General features: G+C 45.7%; 21 protein-coding genes, 2 tRNA genes and 3 pseudogenes. 15 read left to right on the forward strand and 11 right to left on the reverse strand.

The window, feature by feature from the left end:
- Nucleotides 1-4: 4 nt before the first annotated feature.
- From NST20_RS11080 to NST20_RS11100, 5 genes are all read left to right on the forward strand, one after another.
- Nucleotides 5-424, forward strand: coding sequence for a carboxymuconolactone decarboxylase family protein (locus NST20_RS11080; RefSeq protein ID WP_019720161.1), 420 nt, complete (start codon nt 5-7; stop codon nt 422-424).
- Between the two features lie 280 nt (nt 425-704).
- Complete coding sequence (locus NST20_RS11085) at nt 705-1,892, forward strand: M20 family metallopeptidase (protein ID WP_017551014.1); 1,188 nt, start codon at nt 705-707, stop codon at nt 1,890-1,892.
- A gap of 60 nt (nt 1,893-1,952) precedes the next feature.
- Entirely contained in the window at nt 1,953-2,147 is a 195-nt protein-coding gene (locus NST20_RS11090) for a DUF3311 domain-containing protein (RefSeq protein WP_013860056.1), read from the forward strand.
- Entirely contained in the window at nt 2,144-3,613 is a 1,470-nt protein-coding gene (locus tag NST20_RS11095; RefSeq protein ID WP_342399442.1) for a sodium:solute symporter, read from the forward strand. The genes NST20_RS11090 and NST20_RS11095 overlap by 4 nt, the downstream gene beginning before the upstream one ends.
- 151 nt (nt 3,614-3,764) lie before the next feature.
- Nucleotides 3,765-3,848: transfer RNA gene (locus NST20_RS11100), tRNA-Leu, on the forward strand.
- 301 nt (nt 3,849-4,149) lie between these two features.
- On the opposite strand, the pseudogene NST20_RS11105 reads toward NST20_RS11100, so the two are convergent.
- Together NST20_RS11105 and NST20_RS11110 are read right to left on the reverse strand one after the other, a co-directional pair.
- Nucleotides 4,150-4,239, reverse strand: a pseudogene (locus tag NST20_RS11105) (four-helix bundle copper-binding protein); the annotation flags it as partial.
- 45 nt (nt 4,240-4,284) lie between these two features.
- A complete protein-coding gene (locus NST20_RS11110; RefSeq protein WP_013860060.1) occupies nt 4,285-4,503 on the reverse strand; it encodes a DUF2933 domain-containing protein in 219 nt (72 codons plus the stop codon).
- Nucleotides 4,504-4,719: 216 nt separating this feature from the next.
- On the opposite strand from NST20_RS11110, the gene NST20_RS11115 reads away from it, so the two are divergent.
- The 3 genes from NST20_RS11115 to NST20_RS11125 are packed head-to-tail and all read left to right on the forward strand — an operon-like array spanning nt 4,720 to nt 7,234.
- On the forward strand, nt 4,720-5,157 hold the full coding sequence (locus NST20_RS11115) for a hypothetical protein (protein ID WP_013860062.1): 438 nt from the start codon (nt 4,720-4,722) through the stop codon (nt 5,155-5,157).
- A gap of 30 nt (nt 5,158-5,187) precedes the next feature.
- The gene (locus tag NST20_RS11120) at nt 5,188-6,585 is read left to right on the forward strand and encodes a HAMP domain-containing sensor histidine kinase (protein ID WP_342399443.1); all 1,398 of its coding nucleotides are present in this window, start codon (nt 5,188-5,190) and stop codon (nt 6,583-6,585) included.
- A complete protein-coding gene (locus NST20_RS11125) occupies nt 6,560-7,234 on the forward strand; it encodes a response regulator transcription factor (RefSeq protein WP_017554156.1) in 675 nt (224 codons plus the stop codon). The genes NST20_RS11120 and NST20_RS11125 overlap by 26 nt, the downstream gene beginning before the upstream one ends.
- Before the next feature lie 71 nt (nt 7,235-7,305).
- On the opposite strand, the gene NST20_RS11130 is transcribed toward NST20_RS11125, so the two are convergent.
- Entirely contained in the window at nt 7,306-7,860 is a 555-nt protein-coding gene (locus NST20_RS11130) for a YdhK family protein (RefSeq protein ID WP_342399444.1), read from the reverse strand.
- Between the two features lie 180 nt (nt 7,861-8,040).
- Between NST20_RS11130 and NST20_RS11135 the strand changes: the two are divergent.
- A pseudogene (locus NST20_RS11135) lies at nt 8,041-8,556 on the forward strand (SDR family oxidoreductase); the annotation flags it as partial.
- Between the two features lie 51 nt (nt 8,557-8,607).
- On the opposite strand, the gene NST20_RS11140 reads toward NST20_RS11135, so the two are convergent.
- Nucleotides 8,608-9,261, reverse strand: coding sequence for a YkyA family protein (locus tag NST20_RS11140; protein WP_342399445.1), 654 nt, complete (start codon nt 9,259-9,261; stop codon nt 8,608-8,610).
- Nucleotides 9,258-10,193: a polysaccharide deacetylase family protein gene (locus tag NST20_RS11145; RefSeq protein WP_118499305.1), complete on the reverse strand. Its 936-nt coding sequence runs from the start codon at nt 10,191-10,193 to the stop codon at nt 9,258-9,260. Before NST20_RS11145 ends, NST20_RS11140 begins: the two co-directional genes overlap by 4 nt.
- Before the next feature lie 506 nt (nt 10,194-10,699).
- Here NST20_RS11145 and NST20_RS11150 point away from each other — a divergent pair.
- The 4 genes from NST20_RS11150 to NST20_RS11165 all read left to right on the forward strand — a co-directional run bounded on the left by NST20_RS11150 (nt 10,700) and on the right by NST20_RS11165 (nt 13,321).
- Entirely contained in the window at nt 10,700-10,825 is a 126-nt protein-coding gene (locus NST20_RS11150) for a hypothetical protein (RefSeq protein WP_326242809.1), read from the forward strand.
- 169 nt (nt 10,826-10,994) lie between these two features.
- Nucleotides 10,995-12,410: an ISLre2 family transposase gene (locus NST20_RS11155; protein ID WP_342399446.1), complete on the forward strand. Its 1,416-nt coding sequence runs from the start codon at nt 10,995-10,997 to the stop codon at nt 12,408-12,410.
- Nucleotides 12,411-12,801: 391 nt separating this feature from the next.
- A tRNA-Pro gene (locus NST20_RS11160) sits at nt 12,802-12,875 on the forward strand.
- A gap of 284 nt (nt 12,876-13,159) precedes the next feature.
- Nucleotides 13,160-13,321 carry a hypothetical protein gene (locus NST20_RS11165; RefSeq protein WP_328013491.1) on the forward strand — a complete coding sequence of 54 codons (162 nt, stop codon included), beginning with the start codon at nt 13,160-13,162 and terminating at the stop codon, nt 13,319-13,321.
- Nucleotides 13,322-13,873: 552 nt separating this feature from the next.
- Here NST20_RS11165 and NST20_RS11170 read toward each other — a convergent pair.
- The 3 genes from NST20_RS11170 to NST20_RS11180 form a co-directional block, all read right to left on the reverse strand.
- On the reverse strand, nt 13,874-15,196 hold the full coding sequence (locus NST20_RS11170) for a chloride channel protein (protein ID WP_342400421.1): 1,323 nt from the start codon (nt 15,194-15,196) through the stop codon (nt 13,874-13,876).
- Nucleotides 15,197-15,878: 682 nt separating this feature from the next.
- On the reverse strand, nt 15,879-16,175 hold the full coding sequence (locus NST20_RS11175) for a rhodanese-like domain-containing protein (protein WP_029143018.1): 297 nt from the start codon (nt 16,173-16,175) through the stop codon (nt 15,879-15,881).
- A gap of 85 nt (nt 16,176-16,260) precedes the next feature.
- On the reverse strand, nt 16,261-16,521 hold the full coding sequence (locus NST20_RS11180) for a metal-sensitive transcriptional regulator (protein WP_029143019.1): 261 nt from the start codon (nt 16,519-16,521) through the stop codon (nt 16,261-16,263).
- A 488-nt stretch (nt 16,522-17,009) separates the two neighbouring features.
- Between NST20_RS11180 and NST20_RS11185 the strand changes: the two genes are divergently transcribed.
- Nucleotides 17,010-17,792, forward strand: coding sequence for a thermonuclease family protein (locus tag NST20_RS11185; protein ID WP_342399447.1), 783 nt, complete (start codon nt 17,010-17,012; stop codon nt 17,790-17,792).
- A 99-nt stretch (nt 17,793-17,891) separates the two neighbouring features.
- Here the strand turns inward: NST20_RS11185 and NST20_RS11190 are convergent, their stop codons facing one another.
- A complete protein-coding gene (locus NST20_RS11190; protein WP_019721441.1) occupies nt 17,892-18,401 on the reverse strand; it encodes a PTS glucose transporter subunit IIA in 510 nt (169 codons plus the stop codon).
- A 97-nt stretch (nt 18,402-18,498) separates the two neighbouring features.
- A pseudogene (locus NST20_RS11195) lies at nt 18,499-18,657 on the reverse strand (helix-turn-helix domain-containing protein); the annotation flags it as partial.
- Between the two features lie 282 nt (nt 18,658-18,939).
- Between NST20_RS11195 and NST20_RS11200 the strand changes: the two are divergent.
- On the forward strand, nt 18,940-19,722 hold the full coding sequence (locus tag NST20_RS11200) for an SDR family NAD(P)-dependent oxidoreductase (RefSeq protein WP_161655088.1): 783 nt from the start codon (nt 18,940-18,942) through the stop codon (nt 19,720-19,722).
- A 278-nt stretch (nt 19,723-20,000) separates the two neighbouring features.
- Here NST20_RS11200 and NST20_RS11205 read toward each other — a convergent pair whose 3' ends face one another.
- Entirely contained in the window at nt 20,001-20,471 is a 471-nt protein-coding gene (locus tag NST20_RS11205; protein WP_017554802.1) for a divergent PAP2 family protein, read from the reverse strand.

Consider the following 20,471-nt stretch of genomic DNA (forward strand, 5'->3'; position numbering starts at 1 on the left):
GAGCATGACACTGATACCATTACACGAAAGAGGGAATACGCCCTTTCAACAATTGCTGGGATATAACGCGTCCATTCTGAAATACTGGAACAAACTCAGCCATGAATTTGAAAAGGATGGCCGGTTGCCAGCGAAGTTAAAAGAAGAAGTCCGGCGTACACTTGCACAAAAAAATGGCTGCCTGTATTGTAAAGCAAAAGGCAAACCGAACCCCGTTGATTATGATGAAAAAACAGCGGTATGTACCGGATTTGCAGAAGCTTTTCTTGCGGGCAAAGGGCAAACCTCTCCAAATGTAACAGCGGTTTTGAAGGAGTATTTAACAGATGCGGAAATAAGTGAGCTGATTGCTTTTATTTGCTTTACAACAGCATCCCAATATTTTGGCGCCCTCATGCAGCTGGGGGAGCGCCAAGATAAGTGAAATTTCCATCAGTGGGAAGTCCCGCTGATGGAACCAATGGTTATTAGAAGACATGCATTGTACGTAATCTTTCCAAAACCAAACTTCTGTTTGTACGGTGACTATTTTTTGCAGCAGGCAACAGAGTCGCAATATTCCGTTCATTTTATACTTTCTTGGAAAAAAGCTAAACATGAAACCAAATTGTTATTGCAATATAAGACTGTGTGATGTTATAATACTCTAAATTCTTTAAATAGATAAAGAAAATAGAAATATAGGATAAGAAAGGAATTCTGATATGGCATTATCTTTGGAAGTTGAAAAAATCGATGCATTGGTCGAACAAGTCAGGGAAGATGTAATCCATTGGCGGAGGCATTTGCACCAAAACCCGGAGCTTTCTTTCCAGGAAGTCGAAACATCGCAATTTATTTACGATACGCTTGCGTCTTTCGGGGGTTTGGCGTTGTCCCGCCCGACAAAAACGAGTGTGGTAGCCCGGCTGAAAGGAGCAAAGCCCGGCCGTGTTTTAGCCATTCGCGCCGATATGGACGCGCTCCCCATTCAAGAAGAAAATGCATTTGATTTCGTCTCAAAGCATGACGGTGTGATGCATGCTTGCGGCCATGACGGGCATACCGCGATGCTGCTTGGGGCCGCGAAAATTCTGGCCGGCTTAAAAGACCAAATCGCCGGTGAAATCCGTTTTCTGTTTCAACATGCCGAAGAACAATTGCCAGGCGGTGCCGAAGAAATGGTCCAAGCCGGTGTCATGGACGGCGTGGACCAGGTGATTGGCGCTCATTTATGGTCACCGCTTGAAGCTGGAAAAATCGAGTTGGTGTCAGGACCGATGATGGCGGCACCAGATGCTTTCTACATCACGATTAACGGAAAAGGCGGACACGGGGCACAGCCGCATTTAGCAATAGACAGCATTGCAATTGGCGCACAAGTTGTAACAAACCTTCAACATATTGTTTCAAGAAATATTGATCCCTTAGATCCCGTTGTTCTTTCCGTGACCCAGTTTATAGCCGGTACTGCGCATAACGTCATTCCCGGTTCGGTTTTCATCAGCGGCACCGTCCGGACGTTTAAGCCGGCGTTGCAGGAAGAAGTGATCCGGCTGATGGAACGCGTCGTGAAAGGCGTAACAGAAGCGCACGGGGCGACTTATGATTTTCAATACGTGAAAGGTTATCGTCCCGTTATTAACGATCCGGAAGTCACGGCAAAGCTGCGTGAAGTACTGGTTGAGACGTTTGGTGAAGATGCCATTCAAGACGGCGTTCCAACCATGGGCGGGGAAGATTTTTCCGGATTCCAGCAAAAGGCACCCGGCACATTCTTTTTTATTGGAGCCGGAAATGCGGACAAAGGCATCGTTTATCCCCACCATCACGCCCGCTTTACTGTGGATGAGGATGTATTGCCTTACGGGGTGAAAGCGTTCGTCGCCGCCAGCCTGACGTTAACTGCCTGAAAAGGATCAGCCGCTTTTTCACCGGTTGGCCTTTTACACTAAAAAAAGTGAGGTTTTCAAATGAAATTCGTCCTTGCATCACTCCCATTTCTTGCTTTAATCATTGGCATGTTTTTTGCAAACCGTACCAATCCGATGATTCTCGGAATGCCTTTTATCATGTTCTGGACCGTGTTGTGGGTTGTTTTATCGACGGTTGTAATGTTCATTATCTATAAAACCGATCCGAAAAACCAAAGGGGGGATGCCGAATGAACAGCGCACTTCTTGTTATCCTCATCTTTTTGCTGGTGTCACTCTATCTCGGCATCCGGGCGCGCCGGGGCAAGCAAATGAACCTTGAACAGTGGGCAACCGGCGGCAGAAGTTTTGGAACATTGTTTGTATTCTTGCTGAGCGCCGGTGAAATTTACACGACTTTCACTTTTCTCGGCGGCAGCGGATGGGCTTACGGCAGAGGGGGGCCGACGCTTTATATACTCTGGTACGGCTCATTGGCTTATGTTCTTTCCTATTGGCTGCTTCCGGCCATTTGGCGTTATGCAAAAGAACATAAGCTGTTGTCCCAATCCGACTTTTTCGCGAAAAAATACAATAGTCCCGCACTCGGTGTCCTTGTTTCGATTATCGGCATCATTGCCATGATCCCGTACCTTGTTTTGCAGTTAAAAGGGCTCGGCAGTATCGTCAGCATTGCTTCTTACGGCTCGATTTCTTCCGGCGTCGCCATCTGGATCGGCGTGATTGCGGTAACCATTTACACCACGATTTCAGGCGTACACGGAACAGCCTGGACATCCGTCATGAAAGATGCATTGGTTTTGGCCGTCGTCGTTTTTCTCGGCATTTATCTCCCCGTTCATTATTTTGGCGGCTTTTCAGATATGTTTCATGCCATTGACCAGGCAAAACCCGGCTTTCTTGCGCTCCCGCACCAAGGGATGAGTGTATATTGGTTCATTTCGACCGTTTTGCTGACGGCACTCGGTTTTTACACGTGGCCGCATTCTTTTGCCGCCTCCTTTACAGCGAAAAATGAAAAAACGTTCCGCCGCAATGCGGTGATTTTTCCGCTGTATCAGTTGATCCTGTTGTTCGTATTCTTTGCCGGTTTTGCGGCGATTCTGACTGTAAAGCCGGCACTTGAAGGAGCAGCAACCGACAATGCCCTGCTCGTTCTTTCTATTGAAAGCTTCCCGCACTGGTTTGTCGGTGTCATCGGCGCCGCCGGTCTGTTATGTGCGCTGGTACCGGGGTCGATGCTGTTGATGAGCGCATCCACAATGATTTCGAAAAACTTGTTTAAAGTATTTAAACCGACCGCCAATGAAACACAAGTGGCCAATGTTGCCAAATATTTGGTTCCGGTCGTATCTTTAATTGCCCTCTACTTCACATTTAACGGCGGGCAAACCATTGTTGCCCTGCTGTTGATGGGGTACAGCATGGTTACGCAATTTTTCCCGGCGATCGTATTCAGCTTTATGAAAAATAACCCGATTTCAAAAGCAGGCGCATTTGCTGGAATTGTGGCGGGCGAACTTGTCGTTTCCTATGTGACGATCACGAATCAGACGGTTGCGACGCTGTTGCCGTTTATGCCGCAAGCAGTCAAAGACTTAAATACCGGGATCATCGCCATGGTTTTGAACTTGATTGTAACCTTTGCCGTGAGTGCTTTTACAAGAGACAGACAAAAAAGCGTTGAAATGGCTGCGTAAACTATTTCCCAAAAAGGAGCCGTGCATGCACGGCTCCTTTTTTAACAAGCTTTCCAGGGATCCAAAAAAATTTTAAAAAAGGTATTGCTTTTTTCTACCGGGCATTATATAATAAGTTTGTCGCTGATGAGGCGAACAAAAACAAAACAATGCGGATGTGGCGGAATCGGCAGACGCGCTAGATTCAGGTTCTAGTGGTGGAAACACCGTATGGGTTCAAGTCCCTTCATCCGCATCACAAAAAGCAAGGATTTCAGTTTATGGCTGGGATCCTTGCTTTTTTATTTTGATATTAAATTTCCTGCCGCATTGTTCCGGAGACCAAGAAATATAAAACAAATACATCGAATTGTTTTCTGCCGGCCATCCATTTCATGATGTTAGGAGCGCCACGAGAAAAATTGGTTTTTACCTTGATTTAAACCGGCGATCCAATTTTTATTTTCTTCCGTTCGCTTAAACTTAAACACATCATTCCCGTTTTATTGATTTTGCCAAAAACCGGTTCCCTTTTTGATAAGGGAACCGGCTTTGTGTCAGGCCATTTTCCGGCAAGCTTCCGCACAGCGCAAGCATGCTTCGGCGCATTTTTGACAATGGTCATGGCTGTATTTCCTGCATTCCTCGCTTAACTAAAAAGGCAGGATCATTTTTCTCCTGCCACTTTATCTTCATGATGTTTTCTTCTGATCATATTTATCAAATGCATCCAGCCTTTTTTTCAATCTTTGATTTTCCTCTTCCAACTTCTGAATCCTCTTATGCATCCCATGGCTATGTTCCAGATGGGCTTTTTTTCCGTGCCCGCCTCCATGGCCATGTCCCCCTAACATCATGAAGATCATCATGAGCGGGCATGCAAGAAACAGCAAAGCATTTAACCATTCCATTTGTACTTCCCCCTTCTTTGCATCAATCGTAAAATTTTCTTGTGCAGAAAATGTGGAGATTTTCGAGGAACGCCCCCTCTTCACGTTTTGTTCACAACCCCTTATATCTTTTATAAAAGCACACGAATATGCATACTTTCTTCAAATTTATGATTTATACTATCTTTGATCATTTTTTGCAGACGGCAAATTATAAAGTTACAGGAGATGAAAAGCATGAGCAAAAGATTGGCAGGATTGGCAGCCATTTTGAGTTGCATACTCATTCTTGCAAGCTGCCAAAGCAAAACCAGCCAGGGGAAAGATGCCAGCCCTAACAAAGACCCCGGGCTGAGCGAAAAACAAGTGGAAGCCAAAATCAACGTCCAGCAAAACGGCAAAAATAATCTCTATGCTGTCAACTTAGTATCCGGAAAGCTCGGCACAAAAACAACCGGAAAAGTACTGACGGATACAGACTGCACTGCGGACATCAAAGGCGTGAGCCGCTGTAAATCGAAAATCAAGTTGGCGGATGGAAGCGTGATGAAGGTGATTACGCCACATAATATGAAATATTACCGGTGCTATAATATTGGGGAAAAAGTGACTGTCATACCGGGAAAAGACGGGCAAACCTATGTCCGGGTCAACACATCCTCAAAAGCAAGTTAATTTTTTGCAGAGAATTCCAAACGGGCGGGGGTGACGAAGCTGAAGCATTTAAATCATATTTCTTTTAAAATTGGCTTGATTTTCTTTGTGATTATGATTGATTTGGAAGGATTCGTGATTTACTTTTTGCACCAAAATATAGTCAAAGAGCGTGTAAAAGATGAATTCAATTCGCTTTTAGTGAGAAGCAACAGCCACCGGGATGTGCTGGAACAATACAATGACCCGTATTCCATCCACCGTGTTGCTGTAATGGAATCCAAATCCGATCTCATCGTGATTGTATTAAATGGCAATAAAAAATCCATCATTGCTTCACGCCCGCTCGACCGGGGAATGCGAAACATCATTTCAAAGCCCGTTGGCAAAATCACACACAAGGGAAAAATCATAGAAAAGCATTGGGAAGATGAAAAGTACATTGCATCCGTCAGCCCGTTTAAAAACGGCTATGTCTACATGTTTAAGGATACAAAACAAGTTCAGCAGCTGATCTCACAAATGAACCACCACTTCTGGATCGCCGGCCTTCTCGCATTCGGCATTACGCTGATTTTGATCATCCTTTTATCCCGCATTCTGGCGAGGCCGCTGATTAATATGAAAGTAGCGACAAAGAAAATTGCGAAAGGTGACTTATCTGTTGAAATCCCGGTTTACAGTAAAGATGAACTCGGACAGCTTGCTGAATCGATCCGCACGTTGGCCCGCGAATGGAACCATCTTCGCGAGGAAAGAAGCGAATTTTTGGCTTCCATTTCTCATGAACTCCGCACGCCATTAACTTACATCAAAGGTTATGCAGATATTGCGCGGAAAAACAACTGTGCGGATAACGAAACCTATTTAAATATTATTTATGAAGAAGCCGCGAAATTGTCAGATATGATTCAAAATCTGTTTGATTTGGCGAAAATGGACCGGAATTCATTTCAAATCCAAAAGCAAAACTTCCCGCTGTTTCAAATGCTAAAGCAAATTGAACATAAATTAAGTCCGGCTTTCCAAAACAAAAGGATCATCCTGACAGTGAAGTGTCATCCTTCCATCCAGCTGATTGCAGACCCGGTCCGTTTTGAACAAGTCGTCATCAACCTGCTGGATAACGCTTATAAATATTCAGAGCCACATACGAATATCTTTCTTACCGTAAAAAAAGCAGATGGAGCATGGAAACTCATTGTGCAGGATCATGGAAAAGGGATACCCGAAGAGGATCTTCCCTATATTTTTGAAAGATTTTACCGGGTTGATAAGTCCAGATCAAGGTCTTTCGGCGGTACGGGGTTAGGCCTTGCGATTGTAAAAGAAATTGTAGAGGCTCACAATTGGCATATTCACGCTGACAGCCGGGAAGGTATTGGGACCACTATGGAAATCCGGTTTCAAGGAGGAGATATCATTGAAGAAGCTGCTGCTCGTAGATGATGAAGAAAGGATGCTGGATTTGCTTGCGTTGTATTTGGAACCGGCAGGATATGCCTGCGACAAGGTAACACGGGGACCGGAGGCAATCAGGTATATTCAGGAGGAAACTTACGATCTTATTCTTCTGGATATCATGATGCCGGAAACGGACGGCTGGGAAGTTTGCAGACAGATCCGGAAAATGAGCCAGGTGCCGGTGATCATGCTAACGGCGCGTACAGATAAACCGGATGTTGTCAAAGGGCTGAAAATCGGTGCTGATGATTATATATCCAAACCTTTTGACGAAAAAGAACTTCTCGCCAGAATTGATGCAGTCTTACGGCGTTCCAACCAAAATCAGAATGAAACCATTGAAAAAAACGGATTAAAATGGGATCCGGTATCTTTTCAAGTATTCTGCCAGAATCAGCCTGTCAGCGTGACACCGAAAGAGTTTGCGATGCTTGGGCTGTTTCTGCAGCATCCGAATCAGGTTTTCTCCCGCGAGCAATTATTAACTTCTATCTGGGGATATGAAGTGGAAACAGAAGACCGGACCATTGACTCTCATATCCGCAATGTACGGGATAAATTAAGAAATGCGGGATTCCCGGTTGACAGCCATTTGCAGACGGTTTGGGGCGTTGGATATAAGTGGGTATGGTGAAAAATGAAATTTAACGTTGAACACGGCAAAAAAGGGGCTGCCTGAAGAGCCCCTTTTAATCCTATTTAAAATTACTTGGCGGAAAGTTCATCTTCTGTTACCCATTTATGATTGGTTACCTTTTCTCCGCCATTCGCCGGCGTGTAATCCACCATATAGACTGTTGTTTTCTTTGACGAAACAATTTCAGCAGATGCCCCTTTCATGCCTTCCATATGATTTGCTTCCAATGTCACTTTTGTTCCTGGCTTTAACGCTTTATTCCCCGCCCCTTTAATTTCTTCCTGAACAACCCATTTATGGTTTTTTACTTCGGCTCCGCCTGTTACGGGCTTATAATTCACCGCATAAACGGTTGTGGCGTATGCAGCTTTTACAGTTGCTTTCGCGCCATTCATCCCTTCCATATGTTCAGCGTGGATGACAACCTGGCTGCCTGTTTTATATTTTGGGTTGCTTTCTTTTTTCATTCCTTTTGGTACTTCGCTCGAGCCGGAATGATTCATTTCCATGTGTGAATGGGAATCCGCGCTTTTGCTATCCGCAGATTTTGTTTCACTGTTGCCGCATGCCCCTAAAGAAAAGAGAATTGCGAGAGAAAAAATGCCTGCTAATACTTTTTTCATGATCTTACGTCCCCCTTGTCGCTTATCCTTTCTTTTAAAGATACCCGGCATTTGTGCAGAAATTGTGCATTTTACTGTTTACACAAGAAAAATATTGCGTGAATACGGTAGTTTCACGGCTTACTCCAGGACTCAACGCTGTTTTCAATATGGCTTTCAAATACATCTGAATAGGGTTTCATCAAATCGAATGGCGACCAGGCGGTTTACCGGGTAACAGATGTGACCAAACCGGAAGATTCCCGGGAGCCTGTCCGGCTTGCCAAAGATGCTTTCGGCGGTGTAGATGTGATTTTCCTGAACGCCGGCATTATGCTTTCCGCATTAAAAACGGACGAATGGAACAGCATGATCGGCATTAACATTAAAGGGGTTTTAAACGGGATTGCGGCAGTATTGCCAACGTTTATCGCGCAAAAATCAGGGCATATCATTACAACTTCTTCCGTAGCCGGGCTTAAAGCTTACCCGGGCGGGGCAGTTTACGGCGCAACGAAATGGGCGGTACGCGATTTAATGGAAGTATTGCGCATGGAATCCGCACAGGAAGGGACCAACATCCGGACTGCGACAATTTATCCGGCGACCATTAACACGGAATTGCTGGAAACGATCACGGATAAAAATACATCACAAGGCATGACGGCACTGTATGAGCAATATGGCATTACGCCTGACCGGGTTGCCAATCTCATCGTATCACCCAATTTTCCAGCCGTTTTCCTGTCCCAAAAAAAGAGGCCCAATTTAATAAAGCCCTGCTTTTTTAAAATACTTGTCTTTTTCGCGGTTATACCGTTTCGTATCCTGGTTGAATTGGCGAATCGTTTGTTCCATTTCCCCATTGTATTCATTTATTTTTTTTATTTGATTATCTAACTCGTCCGGGCTGAACTTCTCCAGATTTTTATAAAAGTTGCCTTGTAATGCCAATTGTTTTTTATAATCACCAAAAAAAGTGTTCATATATTTTTTGCGCTCATCCATGATGGTAAGCAGCTTCTGCGCCTGTTTCCGCTGCCCGCCGTCTTTAATTTTTTCCACATTTTCTTTTATGGATGTCGATTGTTCATATGCCTTTTGGAAATTCTTTTTGGATTTCCTCAGCTCTTTCCACTGCTTTTCGGTATAGCTGTCCGCCGTTTTTAATTTTCGCTTCACTTCCGGGCGGTTTTCGTCATTCAGTTCAAGTTGGTTTAAATCAGCATAAATGGACGCCACTTTTTCTTTATATTGGTCCAGCTTCTCCTGGTTCGCGACAAAATCTTTTTCATAGGATGCGGATTTCTTTAATTTTTCGTATATGCTGTCCGCTTGTTTTTTGTCTGAATGGCAGCCGGCAAGAAGCAAAAGAAGCCCCGGCAACATCATTCCGAATACAATAAATCTTTTCACCCTCATCTTCTCCCCGTTTCAACTGGATGGCGGATTGGATGACAGCGGCCTTCGCACGGAAACGTTACCGCGGGCGTTTCATTGGTCAGTACTTTTGTTTTATAGCCCTGCTTCTTGATAAACTTTAGTAACTTCGGCAAATATTTAACGGTTTCCGGTTTGTCATGCAAAAGGATGACCGGCGTTTCCCCCGCCTGTTTTTTTTGCCGGATTTGCTGAATCGTATATTGGACATACCGTGCATCTTTTAACTCCCAGTCGCTGCTGTCCACATTCCAATCCCAAATATGGAACCCATTTTTATCCAATAAATCGCGCATTTCATCTGTTAAATACGGAATACTTCCATACGGGAGGCGTACCATATAAGATTTTACACCCGTGACGTTTTCCAATATTCTTTGATCCTCAGCCATTTCGTGTAATGGCGCGGATGTATTGCTGTAGATCGCTCTTGCTTTATGTGTGATCCCGTGCAAGGCAAGCCCGTTTCCATTTTTGTACATGCGTTTTACGACTGCCGGATGCTCTTTTATTCTTGGCCCGAGCATGAAAAAGGTCGCTTTCATCTGATAAGCTTCCAACAGATCCAATAACTGGTTGGCCGCACTCGACGGGCCGTCATCAAATGTTAAGTAAATGGCATTTTCTTTCAAATCTTTCTCGTTTTGCTTCGCCACTTCTTTCTGTCTCTCCGCTTCTTTTTTCTGCCGCTGTTGCCCGATCATCGATTTGTACAAAGGAGAACCCGCAAACACTGTCATTGGCGCAGGCGAAAAAGATAAAGTGCGCAGTGATACAGCATGCGCATCTTTTCCTTTGTCTTTCGCTGACATCTTTTCCCCTTTGCCAACGAGTCCGGCCAAAACAACAACAATCAACGTAAATAAGAGCGCCGACACAACTTTTCCCTTGAAATTTAATTTCCTGCCGCGCATATCTCTCTCCCCTGCTCAAAGGCTCACCGTATTTTTCATTTGCTGCCATCTTCCGACATCATCCGCAAAAACTGTCAAACATATATGATTCAGTATACACGAATATCCACAATTTTACCATACTCTACAAAATCTTAATTGTTTGATCATTTTATTCTACATCTTGCTGCAGTCAAATTTCGACAGAGTGAAACGCGAATAGCGTGCTTATCCCTGCTATGGCCGTTTTTTTGTTTTTATTCCCTTAGAATTTTTGAAAAAACGTTCCACTTAAGCACCTTCCCTTATTCCTGAACCCTCCCGCCTTTCCCCCTGCCTGTTTGTAAAAGGCAGCACAACCCACTCATGGCGAATGATAAAGCTGAAGGTGATGAAAATGAAGGTCATTTTAAAAGCACGATGCGTGATTTTTTATGGCCTTTCAGTTTCCGGATTGCCCGGCGTTAGCTGCATGAATTTTACTGGACCGCGTCATCAAACATAAAGAAATGCCGAGTGAAGAAACAATGCTGGCTTCGCTGGAAAATACGGGAATCGACATCATACCGGCGGCGGTGATTCCCGATGATATTCCCCCTAAAAAAACCTTTAAGCTTTTCCCAAGCGGCAAAACCTTCTTATTTTCCAGTTGAAAAAGGAATGGCTGCCGGCCCGAAACCAGGCCGGAAAAAATTTCTTTTAAAAAAATAAAAGTATGTGTAAAATTTTACTCGAAGGGCAGATGAGTGGAAAAAAATGGGAAGACGCTCTATCATTTAAATGTACGCTTGTGGGCGAATACATTTAGAAAGAGGTCTTCCTATGGATATTATATCAATAATTGCTAGATTATTAAAGGATACAAAAAGTCTTATTGAATTTGAAGAACAAGTTAAAATTCTGATCCAGAATGCCTTTACGCAATGGGTTGGGGAAATATTTGAGACGTTAGATAAAACAATTAAGCAGAAAAAGCTGGAGGATGGCTGGAAGTACTGCCGGAGTGATAACAGAAGCATTCAGTTTTTATTTGGAAATGTGACCTTTAAACGTTCACTAATGCATGACCAGAAAGGGAATTCACATTATCCTCTGGATGAATGGTTAGGGCTTTTACCATACCAACGATACAGCCCGTTAGTGGAATTAAAGGTGGCAGAGTTGGCAAGTGAGAACACCTATCGGGAAGTAGCTGATATTTTAAAAGAGTGGACAGCAGTGAGTCTTAGTCACACAACTGTAGGGAACATGGTAAAACACGTAGGGAAAACTCAGGCGGAAGCCGATAAGGCACTTGTAGAAGAGCTAGAAATAGCTGTTTCCCTGCCTGAGGGGAAGAAGGTAGACTACCTGTTTTCTGAAGCAGATGGTGTATTCGTTCGGGGACTAAAAAAGAAACAGAGTATGGAAGTCCACCACGCCATTCTCTATGAGGGATGGCAAACCAATGGTAAAAGGGTCTCCCTGCGTCAGCCCACAGTCATCATGACAACGGAAGCCATCCAGACATTTTGGGATGAAGTCCAAGCCACAGCTGCCAACACCTACTCCCTCGAAAAAACGCATGTCATTACAAACAGTGATGGAGGTGCGGGATACACAGCTGAACGGTTTCAAACAGCTTTCTCACAGTCGGAATTTCCGGTGCTCAACCAGCTGGATACCTACCACGTTGCACAAGCCATCATAAGGACATTTGGGGGCGGAAAGAGCGAGATCAAGGAGCAAATTAGAAAAGCGATTAGAACGCATGACCTGGACCAATTCACGTTATATTTGGATACGCACGAAAGCACCTTGACGGATAAAAAGGCTCTCAAGAAAATCAAGGAATTCCGTTCGTATATCTTGAAAAACTGGGACCGCATTTTTGACTGGAGAGACAGGGTGAAAAACGTGCCGGAAGGTGCGAGAGGCCTAGGAGCGATGGAATCGAATCAAAGGCATATCTCCTTCAGGATGAAAAAAAGGGGCATGCATTGGAGTGAACTTGGCGCAGAAGCCATGGTGAAAATCAAACAAGGCATACTCAATGGGACATTGAGAGAAGTCTATCTGAAACACCGTTCAAGAAGCGAGAGAAAGCAACGGAACTTGAAACAATTAATCAGGATGTCTCAACTACTCAAGCAGCCTGTACGCCCGTCAGTGGGCGTAAAGCACGGATCAGTTGCCCTGCATTCAAGCAGTTCATCGGCAATGGGACATTTAAGCAAAATATTAGAGCTTTCGTTTTAAGCTTGGCTCAGTGGGGACTGATCGTTGAGGCGCGCGAAATTTACGAGACTCCTGCGGGAAAAGCGAGCCAGGAGAGACCCCGCAGCGAGGTACGAGCGAGGAGGCTCGCCGGCCGCCCGCGGAAAGCGAGTGAATTTCGCGCGCCTCAACATCCCCGTTATCCATCTTTATACGGAAATATTACATCTTTTCCGAAAATTACACCGAGCAAGTAAAGCACGGTAGCCGAAAGTGTACAAAAAGAGTGTCTTGGAATACCCGATATTTAAACCTTGTCGAGAAAAACTTGACACATACAAAATAAAAAAAGGCTTTGACAAACGAAATTTATTGTCGTAGAATAATATTTGTCAGCAAGAGCTAAGGAGCTGGCAAGCAAAAATAAAATAATCGGGAAGTAGCTCAGCTTGGTAGAGCACTACGTTCGGGACGTAGGGGTCGCAGGTTCAAATCCTGTCTTCCCGACTCTAAAAACCTTGATGTATCGCGGATGCATCAAGGTTTTTTCATTTTCAGCCGGGTGATTTTTGGTGTGAGTTGCCCGTTGCTAACGCATTCCGTCCACAATTTGTTAATAAGCCAGCATTTATGATTAAAATTCCAGTGGCGATGAAAAGCCACGTTTTTCTTCACCCGTTATATGCGTGTTAACTTCTTGCTGCTTGTCCGGATGGAATTCCAAAAGGGGAAGCCTTAGATTGGTTTAAAAACTTCCGATTAACACACCCTATGTTTGGGAGGTGATAAAAATGGAAGAAGAAAAAAGTTACAAATCCAATACTTACTCGTACAATAACCAGCTCGAAGGAAATGTCCAGTCGCAAAATGCCAGCAGCGAAGAGGAAGAAGGTCTGGCTGATACCATTCAAAATGTGATGAACAAAGTCACCGGACTCGGGGAAACCGAGTAAAGCGAGAAGGCTGCCGCAAAAACCGTTGAGACGATCCTCAACGGTTTTTGAACGCTTCTTGCAAAAGATCAGCCGGTCCGCGAAGTTCTTTTACGCAAAACTGCCCAACGTTAAGATTGGCGCGATTTTGGCACGCTTCTTTTACGCAGAATCTGTTAAGAAGACGCGCATTTCAGCGGCCTTTCTTTTCTAGGGCATCTTGCGTAAATATATAGCACGCTTCCTCTGTGCAGAACGGCGGAAAACTTGGCAGGCTTCCTTTATATAGAGCGGCCCTATGTTAAAGTTGATACGTTTTTTGATGGTCTTCCTTTACTTAGAGCGGCTCTACGTTAAGATAGACGCAAAATTTGAAGGCCTTCCTTTACTTAGAACGCCTCTACGTTAAGATAAGTACACTTTTGGGCGGCCTTCCTTTACATAGAACGCCCCTACGTTAAGATAGGCGCATCTTTTGACCAGCTTCCTTTCCGCAGAGCGGCCCTATGCTAAGATCAATGCGTTTTTAATAAGATTGCTTAACATAAGCCTGATCATAAACGGCTTTTCCCACTACCACGGAAGATGGAACCGTCCTGTCTGATTTGCAGTGCCGCTTGAAAGTCGGATGGATTCTTTCCTCAGTTCGACCCCCGGCTCCAGCTGCACCCATAAAGACTTTGGATCGTACACAAGCTGGTCGCGATAAACGCTGCGGTGCCCGATGATCAAATACCCGGCGATACAGGCGGCCAACATATACATCCCCGTAACATGACCGTACAGCTCATATCCAAGCAGCACAGCGGAAACCGGCGTATTGGATGCAGCCGAAACCACCGCCAGCATGCCCGCAGCCGCCCCTAATACAGGATTTATCCCGAGCAAAGCGGCAAATGCATTTCCGGCGGCAGACCCGATGACGAGCTGTGGGGTGAATGTTCCTCCGTAAAAGCCGGAACCAAGCGTAACCGCCACAAACAGGATTTTCCACAGAAATGCGAAAAAGCCGACATGGCCCCCGTGCATAGCTTTGTCCAAAAGCGGCAAGCTCAGCCCCAAAAAGTCGGCGGGAAAAATGAATAATGCGGCAGCAATGAGCATACCCCCAACACAGGGCATCAGGAAGGGAGGAAGATGCAATTTTTCCCGGACAACCGAAAATAAGCGGCCCCCCTGCTCAATAGATTCAACAAACAGCCATCCAGCCAGGCCGCAAATCATGCCAAGGGCAGCCACTTTTAAAAGCAGCAGAACAGAAAAAGACGGCATGGCATGGATGGTGAAATATTCATAAGGCGTATGCAACAGCCTTTTATTGACTTCAAAAGCAGCTATGCCGGAAACCGCCGAAGGGAAAAGAAACTGGTGCCGGATTGACCCGATAGCCAGTACTTCCAAACCAAACACGGCTGCTGCAACGGGCGCGCCAAACAGGCTGGCAAAAGCAGCACTGATTCCGCATACGATCAGCTGGGCCCGAAGAAACGGCTGAATATGAAAAACTTTCCCGATCCATGTGGCAAGCGAACCGGCAAAGTGAGCGCTCGGCCCGAATTTTCCAGCCGAACCGCCGGATACAAGTGTAATGAGGGCCGCCAGATACTTGACCGGGAAGCTTCTGTCAAAGGGCGGTTCCCCTTCCGAGTGCACAGCAGCAATGGCAGAAGGCGCCCCTGGTTTCATTTTATACAGCAACAGGCCATTCAACAGGCCGCCGACCGGAAGCAGCAGCATCTTATAAGGCACGGGCAGCGCACCTGTTTTTCCGCTCAAAAAATTTAAAGCTTTCAAAAACAAACCGACCGTGGTCCCGGCCACAACGCCAATCAGTACGGCTATAGCGACATAGACGATCATGGTAAAAAACATCACGGCAGGCTCAATGTATTTCATTTGGTTCACATTTTCCCACTCCTGCATGTCAAAACATTGTTAGTTTTATTATACACCCCGTAATACCGAGCGCAGATAAACGTGAAAAAAATGGACCGGGCACTGCATCCGGGGCGCAAGGATAACAGGCTCAGGTAATGCCTCCGGTTTGCTTGGAATATCCGGTTCTTGAATGGGAAAACCCCGCCCTTCTAAGAAGGACGGGGTTTAACAAATTATGTATGTGCCGCAGTTGCCGTAATTAAACTAAGAAAGTTTTAGAACCACACTCCTCAAAGTGGGTGTCCGCAAAAGCGTTCCTGCCATCCTCCCTGCCAAACGGCAAAAGGCTCGGCATTCCCGCAATAATGTTAAACTCCCTATAACAGTGTGAACTACCCTCCACTTATCAACCTTACGGTTTGATTGAAGTGGGGGCTTCTCGACTTATCGTTGCTTTTACTAGCCAACGAAAACTGACCGAGCTAACCCTCTTGTTCCAAGAGTTTTGTTACGAAATTCATCTCCCACCTACTCATTGGTGCTATTCGCACCTTCACATTCCTTGAGGATGGGAGACTTCTTTCCTTGAGGATGGGAGACTTCTTTCGGAAAGACGTTAAAACTTTATTAATATTACGTACAATGCAGCTTGTACTCTTATACAACGCTTTATGCACCGCAAGATCAAGAGGAAAATTTTTCATTCCGTTTCACCGGTCCAGGCCATCATGCCGCCTTCCAGGTTTGTGACATCAAAACCCTGGCTTTCGAGAAACTGGCATGCCATATAGCTCCGCCCGCCGGAATGGCAAACGACAATATAGTCTTTGGAACGGTCAAGATCCTCTAGGCGGAATCCCAGCAAACCGAGCGGAATATGCAGCGCGCCCGGAATTTTCCCTTCCGCCACTTCCTCCGTTTCGCGCACATCGATAATATTGAGTTTTTCACCCTTGTTCAGTTTTTCCTCGACTTCCTTCGCAGAAATTTCTTTCATCAAAATTCCTCCCTCGTAAAACAAAATCCCCTCTTTTTCGAAAAGTGCAGGCCTTGCCAGCGATGGTTTTGCGGAAAAGCCGATGTCAGCGGCTTTTCACAAGCAGGTTGACCGCTTCTTTTACAAGGCTTCCCGCGTCTTCCCCGTTTTGTTCGGCATTTTTCACACATTCCACCAGATTGGTGCTGACAATGACGCCGATCGTGCGGTCAATTGCCGTCCGGGCGGCAGACAATTGGGCAATGACCGCTTTGCAGTTGTCCTTTTCTTCCATCATCCGCAGTACTCCCCGCAATTGCCCTTCGATTCTTTTGACACGGTTTTTGATTTGCGCATCGTATTCCACCTTTTTCCCTCCCCGGTTCCAAGATAGTATAAGAATGAATATGAAATCCTTTTCTGCGTAATAAACGGATGCTGAAATTGGCTTCAAGCCGGCTGGAAGCAATGAGGTGAAGACTGCCTTTTGGAATTTCGCCGGAAAACCGCTTTAAATAAGCCGTCGGAATCACAATGGCATCCCCGGTACCGCTTCCGGCATGCTGGTAATCCCTCACATCGACCACCACTTTATTTTCAATCACATCTTTTCTTAAATCCGCCCGCACGGTACCGCGAACAGGAACGTAACGTGTATAGCCGGTTTTCGTGAGAATGAGCGCAAGAACGAGCAAAACAATATACATTTATACGGATGACCTCCTGCCCGTAGTTCGGTTACAATCCCCATCATATACCCCAGGTGGTATTATTGTCAAATGGATGGCTTAAAGAAACCCGCTTGAAATGGTAAAATAAGGGCGCTACATTTTTTAAAAGCAAGGAGAAGGGGAAATGAAGACAAAAACAGCAGGCTGGTTCACGCTCTTTTTGGCTATGATGCTCGCCGTTGCAGGGTGCGGGCTGCATCAAAACAGCACAAAAACGGGCACAGAACCAAAAACAGCGCAACAAACAAATACCGGGCCGGGAGAAAACCGGCAAACGGCAGGCAAGCAAATTGCTGTTAAACTTGCCGGTGTTACCGATGGGGACACGATTAAAATTTATTATCATGGAAAAGAAGAGACGGTCCGCTATTTGCTCGTTGACACGCCGGAATCAAAAAAACCGGATATGTGCGTACAGCCGTATGCAAAAGCGGCCTATTACCGGAACAAGCAGCTCGTTTCAAGCGGCAAACTGACGATCGAATTTGATCACGGGGCAAAACGCGACAAATACGGGCGGCTCCTCGCTTATGTATTCGTAAACGGCAAGTCCGTGCAGGAAAAGCTGCTGAAAGAAGGGTACGCGCGCGTGGCCTATGTGTATGAACCGCCCTATCAATATTTGGGCACTTTCAAAAAAGCCGAACAGCGGGCTAAAAACGAAAAGCTCAGGGTCTGGTCGCAACCCGGGTATGCAACAGACCGCGGTTTTAACGGGTGCGAAAAAGGCAGTTCCGCATCCAGTGCTTCCGGCGGGGAGAGCCGTTCCAGCAACGGGAGCAGTGGTTTCCAAAACTGTACAGAACTGCGCAAAAAATATCCAAACGGCGTGCCGCGTTCAAACCCTGCTTATCGCTCCTATATGGACGGCGACAAGGACGGATACGCATGCGAACCATACAAGTAAGAAGCAGGCTTGCACAAGCCTGTTTTTTCTTTTTGCGGCGCAGGGCACCCCGGCTTGCACCACCTTCCCCGCCGCTTGCTTCGAGCCTGTTTTTTGGTTTCACAGACAAGCCCGCATGATTTCCGTCTGCCCGGCAACCGCCTCAACCCCGGTGCTTTTTTCGAGCGATTTTACAAGCTCTCCGTTTGTAATGATGATCGCTGTAATCGTATCCGCTGCATTGGCTTTGATAAATTCCAGATTAAAGCGAATTAACGGATCGCCTTTTTTAACTGTGTCCCCCGCCTGCACAATCGTTTCAAAACCCTTTCCTTCAAGCGAAGCCGTTTCCAGTCCGATATGAATCAGAATTTCCAGCCCTGATTCCCCGCGCAACCCGATTGCATGCTTTGTCGGAAATACTTGGATCACCTCGCCGTCAAACGGGGAAACGGCACGCCCCTCTAACGGCCTGATTGCCACGCCGTCTCCAATCATTTTTTTGGAAAAGATGGGATCGGGCACATCCTCAATCGGCGTCACCTCTCCTCCCATTGGCGCAAAAATATGCTCTTCCTTTCTTTTTCGATGGAAAAAAGGAAACAAAACGGACACCTGCCTTGTTTTCAACTAAATACACCTTCTATTTTAACATGTATGAAAAAAAATCCGGCAGTTTTCATTGAAAATTTCGGATTCATCATCTGTTCTTACTTGCAGGCCGGACTTTATCATCCTTGAACTTTTCATACGTTTCTTTGCGTTCAGCTAACATCTTATTGTAGACAAAGCGAACACAACCAAATGTCTTAGCTAATAATGCGGATTGTTCTTTGTTTGGTAACAAACGAAACTTAAAAGCTTTGTTTTGCTTGGCCGTATCCATTCACCTCACTTTGTGCGGAAAAATTTCGTATATATTGATTATATCGTAAAAATCCGTACAATCAATATGAGGTGATATTGCTCCAGTGCATGGAAACGGCTGTTTTTCCGAACGCTAATGTCTTATTCATAAACGGCAGCGCGTGCCCATTTGCCCCGGGAAAACACCCAATCGAATGGTCCCCGGCTTCTCTTTTTCAACAACGTTCTTCAACTGTTTGTTACAAACAGTTGAAGAACGGGTAAACTACTGTCGTATTCCATCGGAGAGGAGTAAGTGAAGATGAGATTGAAAGATAAAGTAGCGATTATAACCGGCGGCGGTTCCGGCATCGGGGAAGCGTCCGCTTTGAAACTGGCTGCAGAAGGCGCAAAAGTTTGCGTAATGGATATTGAACAGGAACGGGCGGATGAGGTGAAAAGACGGATTGAACAAAATGGCGGGGAGGCAATGGCTTTGGAAGTCGACGTCGCTGATCCGGAACAGGTGAAAACGGCTGTTGACAAGACAGTCAGGGAATGGGACCGGCTGGATATCGTGTTCTCCAATGCCGGCATTAACGGGACAGTGACACCGATTGAAGATTTGTCCCCGGATGACTGGGATCAAACGTTGTCGACCAATTTAAAAGGGACTTTTCTCCTGACAAAATATGCAATCCCGCATATGAAAAATAGCGGCGGCAGCATTATCATCACAAGCTCGATCAACGGCAACCGCATTTTTTCCAACATCGGCATGTCCGCCTACAGCAGTTCAAAAGCAGGGCAGGTAGCATTTATGAAAATGGCCGCTTTGGAACTTGCCCGCTATAAAATCCGGGTCAATGCTGTTTGCCCGGGGGCGATTGAAACAAAAATCGAGCAAAACACGAACCGTACGGAAGCGCTCGAGAAAGTGCAAATTCCGGTTGAATTTCCGGAGGGCGACCAGCCGCTTTCCGAAGGGCCGGGAAAACCGGAACAAGTTGCCGATCTCGTTTTGTTCCTTGCATCGGACGATTCCAGCCATATTAGCGGCACAGACATCTATATCGACGGGACGGAATCGCTGCTGCGGGGATAACGTTTATTGACGCATCCGGCCCCGGCCATCCGCATGTTGAAGGTGCGCAGAGCTTTTCCTAAAATCATGTTTGGCATCCTTTCCAAGCCCAATTTAAAAGGCGGCGTTGTCTCTTTGAAGCCACTGAAAAAGCACTGCAAAAATAAAAAAGACGTTGACACACTCCTGCTATTTGTGTTTCAACGTCTTTTTGCATTCTATATGTTGTATGCACGGTAATACAAAATCACTTTTTTAATGGCGTTGTCTCTTTTCGCCGCCTTTCTTTTTTTGCGATTTTAAAACGGATAAAATATGAATGCCAACACGGCAGTGAGGATGCCCGTAATGATCCCGAAAAATACTTCTGCCGGTTTATGCCCTAAAAGTTCTTTCAGTTTCTGCCGGGATTCCGCATTTGTTGTCTCCGGATCTTTCATTGTCTCCATGAGGCGGTTAAAGTCGGCGAGCAGGCGGTTCAGCACTTCTGCATGGAAGCCGGCCTGCCTGCGCACACCGGTGGCATCGTAAATGACAATGGATGAAAACACGATGCTGATGGCAAAGGCATTGGAACCGAATCCGGAAGTCAGCCCGATCGCCGTTGTAAGGGCAATGACCATCGAGGTATGCGAACTGGGCATTCCGCCTGTACTGAACGCCATTCTCCAGTCAAATTTCCCTGATGTGATGAAATGAATGGGCACTTTTATGATTTGTGCTACAAGCATTCCAAGTAAAGCGGATAAAATCGGATACGATAAAAACAT

The sequence above is a fragment of the Weizmannia sp. FSL W8-0676 genome (assembly GCF_038593015.1).
GTDB classification, from domain to species: Bacteria; Bacillota; Bacilli; order Bacillales; family Bacillaceae_C; genus Weizmannia; species Weizmannia coagulans.